At 69.5% G+C, this 3,225-nt stretch carries 3 protein-coding genes and 1 pseudogene; 1 reads left to right on the forward strand and 3 read right to left on the reverse strand.

Features of this window, described 5'->3' with window-relative positions; genetic code table 11:
• The first annotated feature begins 4 nt into the window (after positions 1-4).
• The gene (locus GX543_RS08175) at positions 5-799 is read left to right on the forward strand and encodes a crotonase/enoyl-CoA hydratase family protein (RefSeq protein WP_290851169.1); all 795 of its coding nucleotides are present in this window, start codon (positions 5-7) and stop codon (positions 797-799) included.
• An 11-nt stretch (positions 800-810) separates the two neighbouring features.
• Here the strand turns inward: GX543_RS08175 and GX543_RS08180 are convergent, their stop codons facing one another.
• The 3 genes and pseudogenes from GX543_RS08180 to GX543_RS08190 all read right to left on the reverse strand — a co-directional run.
• The gene (locus GX543_RS08180; protein ID WP_290851166.1) at positions 811-1,263 is read right to left on the reverse strand and encodes an SRPBCC family protein; all 453 of its coding nucleotides are present in this window, start codon (positions 1,261-1,263) and stop codon (positions 811-813) included.
• Positions 1,260-2,741 carry an SDR family oxidoreductase gene (locus GX543_RS08185; protein WP_290851168.1) on the reverse strand — a complete coding sequence of 494 codons (1,482 nt, stop codon included), beginning with the start codon at positions 2,739-2,741 and terminating at the stop codon, positions 1,260-1,262. The genes GX543_RS08180 and GX543_RS08185 overlap by 4 nt, the downstream gene beginning before the upstream one ends.
• Positions 2,738-3,225 (reverse strand): annotated as a pseudogene (locus GX543_RS08190) (dehydrogenase); the annotation flags it as partial. The pseudogene GX543_RS08190 and the gene GX543_RS08185, both read right to left, overlap by 4 nt.

Raw genomic sequence — 3,225 nt, forward strand, 5'->3', positions numbered from 1 at the left:
CCCCATGACCAACATCGACTACGACGTCCGCGACCAAGTAGCGCATGTCCGCCTCAATCGGCCGGAGAAGCACAACGGGCTCACCTTCGACATGATCGACGACCTCGCCGCGGCGGCCGACCGGGTGGCCAAGGACCGCAGCGTCCGCGCGGTGATCCTCTCGGGCGAGGGGCCGTCGTTCTGTTCGGGCCTCGACTTCGCGTCGGCGGGCAAGGAACGCGGCCGGATGCTGCGGAACATGGTCCCGAAGCGGTCGTCGGCCGCCAACAACTTCCAGGCCGCGGGCTGGGCGTGGCGCAGCGTGCCGGTGCCGGTGGTCGCAGTGATCGACGGACACTGCTTCGGCGGCGGCCTGCAGATCGCGCTCGGCGCCGATTTCCGTTACAGCACCCCGACCGCCGACTACTCGATCATGGAAGCCAAATGGGGTCTGATCCCCGACATGTCACTGTCGGCGAGCATCGCCCAGTTGACCACCATCGACGTCGCCAAGCGGCTGACGATGACCGGCGAGACGTTCTCCGCCAAGCAGGCACTGGACTGGGGTCTCATCAGCGAGGTGCACGACCACCCGTACGCGGCGGCCGAGGCCTTCGCGGAGATCATCAAGCAGCGGTCGCCGGACGCGGTGGCGTCGTCGAAGACGCTGTTCGAGAACACCTGGTACAGCGGCTCGCGGCTGGGCTTCCCGGTGGAGCAGGCACTGCAACTACGGCTGCTGCGCGGCAAGAACGCGGCGATCGCCCGCAAGGCTGGCATCGCCAAAGAAACGCCGCAGTTCGTGGACCGTGAGGTGTGAGGCGGGTCGGCCTACGGTCGGCCGACGGTACGCTCCAACCGCAGCAGCTCCCGCGAGAGTCCCTGCGCGCCCTGCTCCAACAGTCGTCGGACGGCGATCTTCAGGACCGGTTCGACCATCGCGAAGACGCCGTTGAACTCGAACGCGACGGCGTAGGTGACGGCTACCCGCGCGGCGCCCTCGACGATCGTGATGGTGTCGACGGCGGTGATCGCCTTCTTTTCACCGCGCAGCCGGATCAGCTTGTTCGGGTCCAGGTCGGTGACCCGGTAGTCGAGCAGGGTGCTGCGCCCGGCGAACAGGCTCTCGACGCGGTACTCGGTGCCGACCCCGCCGTTGCCGGACAGTCGGGTCACCGCGATCGCGTTCGGATCCCAGTCCTCGGCGTTCCCGAAGTCGGCGAGGTAGGCGTACACGGCGCTGACCGGTGCGTTGGTGTAGACCGTGCGTTGCATCTCGATCATGCGATGTCCTTGTCCGAAATGGTGGGAGAGGCCTCGGCCTCCCCGGTGATGTTGCGGGCCATACCGCTGAAAACCGCGTTGTGGAAGGGAACGATGAACGCCCAGTAAAGGTGCCCGGCCAGGCCGTTCGGCCGGAAGAGCGCCCGCTGGCGATAGGTGGAGCCGCCGCCGTCGTTCGGGATCACCGAGAGCTCCAGCCAGGCGTCGCCCGGTACCTTCATCTCGGCGCGCAGGCGCAGCAGGCGCGGGCGGTCGAGCGCTTCGACGCGCCACCAGTCCAACGCCTCGCCGACGCGGAGTCGTCGTGGGTCGCGGCGCCCGCGACGCAGGCCCACGCCACCGGTCACCCGGTCGATCCACCCGCGGACCGACCACGCGAGCGGGAAGGAGTACCAACCGGTCTCGCCGCCGATGGCCTCGATGACGTTCCACAGCGCGTCGGGGGAGGCCGACGTCGTCGTCTCCCGCTCGTCCTTGTAGAGGGTGCCGCCGGACCACGACGGGTCGGACGGGAGCGGATCGGACGGCGCAGGCGACGTGTCGGCGTCCGACCATCGTGTCGGCACGTCGAGATCCTTGATCCGAGTGAGCGCCAGCTCCACTGCGCGCTCGTACCCGATGAACCCTTCGGGCGGATCCGGGATGTACTCGGCGATGTGGTGCTCGCGGCACACCACCTCGTGGATCAGCGATTCCATCAGCGGCACGGCGATGGACCGCGGCACCGGCGTCACCAGGTTGACCCACTGCGCGGACAGCCACGGCGTCAGCACCGGCACCGGTACGACGACGCGTCGCGGCAGCCCGGCGATGACGGCGTACTTGCGCATCATCGTGAGGTAGGTGAGGACGTCGGGGCCGCCGATGTCGAAGCTGCGGTTCACGTCGGCGGGCAAGCCGGCCGCGCCGACCAGGTAGTAGAGGACGTCGCGGACCGCTATCGGCTGGATGCGGTTCTTGACCCACCGCGGCGTGATCATCGCGGGCAGTCGTTCGGAGAGGTAGCGGAGCATCTCGAAGCTGGCCGATCCCGACCCCAGGATCACCGCGGCGCGCAGTTCGGCGGTGGGGACGCCGCTGGCGCGCAGCGTCTGACCCACCTGGGCGCGCGACGCCAGGTGCGGTGAGAGTTCCTCGGCCTCGGGCACCAGCCCGCCGAGGTAGACGATGCGGTGCAGGCCCGCGGCATGGGCCGTCTCACCCACGAGGAGCGCCGCGCGGTGGTCGACGTCGACGAAATCGCGCTGCACCAGCGAGTGCACCAGGTAGTAGAGCACCTCCTGACCAGTGAGCGCGGCGGCGACCGACTCGCGATCGGTGACGTCGCCGGCCACCACCTCGACGTCGTCGCGCCACGGGACGTCGTCGAGCTTGGTGGGAGTCCGCGCCATCACGCGCACCTGATGACCGGCGCGCAGCAGCTCCGGCACCAGGCGGCCGCCGATGTAACCGGTGGCGCCGAAGACCACCGCCCTCATCGGTCGCTGCCCGTCTCGTTGCTGCCCGTCTCGTCGTCTAGGTCGTCGAGCTGCGCGGCCTCGCGGATGCGGTCCCAGACGAGGCGGCGGTCGTGCTCGGTGACGCGGGTGGTGGGCAGGTAGTTCTCGGGGCGCGGCCGGCGGTCGTGCCAGAACAGGCCGGTGTCCGGTCGCGGCTGCGTGGCCGTCAGCCAGACCGCGGTGTCGGCGCCCTGCTCGGCCGTCCGCAGCAGCGGCGAGGCGACCTTCTTGAAGCCCGGGAGGGAGTCGGCGACGCCGGGGGTGTCGACCCATCCCGGGTGCATGCCTGCCACCAGAATTCCGGCGGCGCCCCAGTGGTCGGCGAGGATCGGCAGCAGTGCGGTCTGCACGCGCTTGCTGCGGGCGTAGGCGCGGGCGCCCCGATAGTCGGGGTCGGCACGGTACTCGAGGTCGTCGACCGGCAGACCTGACGTGTACATCCCGCCGGACGACATGAAGATGA

The sequence above is a fragment of the Gordonia sp. (in: high G+C Gram-positive bacteria) genome (assembly GCF_012515855.1).
In the GTDB taxonomy this organism is placed as follows: Bacteria; Actinomycetota; Actinomycetes; order Mycobacteriales; family Mycobacteriaceae; genus Gordonia.

What these genes read in the sequence shown, in the direction of transcription:
- GX543_RS08175 (WP_290851169.1), top strand. Translation starts at nt 5, where the DNA reads ATGACCAACATCGACTACGACGTCCGCGACCAAGTAGCGCATGTCCGC.
- GX543_RS08180 (WP_290851166.1), bottom strand. Translation starts at nt 1,263, where the DNA reads ATGATCGAGATGCAACGCACGGTCTACACCAACGCACCGGTCAGCGCC.
- GX543_RS08185 (WP_290851168.1), bottom strand. Translation starts at nt 2,741, where the DNA reads ATGAGGGCGGTGGTCTTCGGCGCCACCGGTTACATCGGCGGCCGCCTG.